Origin of the sequence: Arenibaculum pallidiluteum (genome assembly GCF_017355985.1) — a bacterium.
In the GTDB taxonomy this organism is placed as follows: domain Bacteria; phylum Pseudomonadota; class Alphaproteobacteria; order Azospirillales; family Azospirillaceae; genus Arenibaculum; species Arenibaculum pallidiluteum.
Window position 1 is genome coordinate 1 of sequence record NZ_JAFIQU010000037.1, and the last position, 1,567, is coordinate 1,567.

1 protein-coding gene is annotated in these 1,567 nt (G+C 71.0%); it reads right to left on the bottom strand.

Annotation, left to right across the window (positions count from 1 at the left end):
- A partial coding sequence (glmS, locus tag JUB13_RS30940) for a glutamine--fructose-6-phosphate transaminase (isomerizing) (RefSeq protein ID WP_207486120.1) occupies window positions 1-1,566 on the bottom strand: 1,566 nt, incomplete at its 3' end.
- Window position 1,567: the final 1 nt, after the last annotated feature.

The window sequence follows — 1,567 nt, forward strand, 5'->3', positions numbered from 1 at the left end:
GCTGTCCGAGGGCGCGATGCACACCACCGGAACCGCCTCGTCGATCAGCGCGATCGGCCCGTGCTTCATCTCCCCCGCCGCATACCCCTCGGCATGGATGTAGGAGATCTCCTTCAGCTTCAGAGCCCCTTCCAGCGCGATCGGAAAGCCCAGCCCCCGACCCAGATACAGCGCATCGCGCGCCTCCGCCAGGTCGTGCGCGACCAGCCGCAGCGCCTCGTCGTTGCGCAGCACCTCGGCTGCCCGCGCCGGAACCTCGCGCAGGGCATGGGTCAGCGCCGCCTCGCGCTCGGCCGAAATGGCCCCGCGCGCCCGGGCCGTTGCCACCGCCAGGCAGGCCAGCACCGTGAGCTGGGTCGTGAAGGCCTTGGTCGAGGCCACCCCGATCTCCGGACCGGCCAGCGTGTAGAGCACCGCCTCGCTCTCGCGCGCGATCGTGCTCTCGGGCACGTTGACCACCGACAGGATCCGCTGGCCCTGGCGCTTGCAGTAGCGCAGCGCCTCCAGCGTATCCAGCGTCTCGCCCGACTGCGAGATGAACAGCGCCAGACCGCCCGCCGGCATCGGCGCCTCGCGGTAGCGGAACTCCGAGGCGATGTCGAGCTCGACCGGCAGGCGCGCCACCTGCTCGAACCAGTACTTGGCCACAAAGCCGGCATAGTAGGCGGTGCCGCAGGCCACGATGGTGATGCGCGGCACGCCAGCCAGCTCGAAGGGCAGCTCGGGCAGGGTGATGCCGCCCGAGACCGCGTTCACGAAGGCGTTCAGCGTCTCGCCGATGACCTGGGGCTGCTCGAAGATCTCCTTGAGCATGAAGTGCCGGTGCTCGCCCTTGCCGATCAGCGCGCCCGACACGCTGCTCAGCTTGACCGGGCGCTCCACCGGGCGGTCCTGGGCATCGAAGATGCGCGCCCCGGCGCGGCTCAGCACCACCCAGTCGCCATCCTCGAGATAGCTCAGCCGGCTGGTCAGCGGGGCCATGGCGAAGGCGTCCGAGGCCAGGAACATCTCGCCCTCGCCATGGCCGACGGCGAGCGGGGTGCCGCGGCGCGCGCCGATCATCAGGTCGGCATCGCCGGCGAAGATCAGGGCCAGCGAGAAGGCGCCCTCGAGGCGCTTGAGGGCGGCGGCGGTGGCGGCGACCGGGTCCATGCCGGCCTCGAGATGGTGGGTGACGAGGTGGACGATCACCTCGGTGTCGGTCTCGGTCTCGAAGCGGCGGCCCTTGGCCTCGAGCTCGGCCTTGAGGTCCTGGTAGTTCTCGATGATGCCGTTGTGCACGACGGCGACGCGCTCGGTGGCGTGCGGGTGGGCATTGCGCTCGGTCGGGCCGCCATGGGTGGCCCAGCGGGTGTGGCCGATGCCGACGGAGCCGCCGAGCGGCTGCTCGGCCAGGCGGCGGTCCAGGTTGACCAGCTTGCCCTCGGCGCGCCGGCGCTCGATGCGGCCACCGACCAGCGTCGCGATCCCCGCGCTGTCGTAGCCCCGGTACTCCAGCCGCCGCAAACCCTCCACCAGGAGAGGAGCCGCCTCGCCGTTGCCGATGATGCCGATGATGCCGCACATG